At 65.0% G+C, this 260-nt stretch carries 1 protein-coding gene; it reads left to right on the top strand.

Annotated elements, in window-relative coordinates:
• Window positions 1-260, top strand: a 260-nt coding sequence (locus AC0IYH_RS32325) for a uroporphyrinogen decarboxylase family protein (RefSeq protein ID WP_471838413.1), incomplete at both ends; no start/stop codon positions are given.

Below are 260 nucleotides of genomic sequence, written 5' to 3'. Positions count from 1 at the left end.
CAACCCGTGGACGTCACCCCCGTGTGGATGATGCGCCAGGCCGGTCGCTACCAGCCGGAATACCGCGCCAGCCGCGCCAACGCCGGCGATTTCATGAGCCTGTGCAAGAACCCGGAGTTCGCCTGCGAAGTCACGATGCAGCCGCTGGACCGCTACCCACAACGGGACGCGGCCATCCTCTTCTCCGATATCCTCACCATCCCCGACGCCAGGGGCCAAGGCCTGTACTTTGAAACCGGCGAAGGCCCGCGCTTCAAGAA

Source organism: Pseudomonas sp. AC463 (assembly GCF_979253585.1).
Note: the sequence above shows the minus strand (reverse complement) of the source record. Positions and strands in the feature narration are given on the sequence as shown.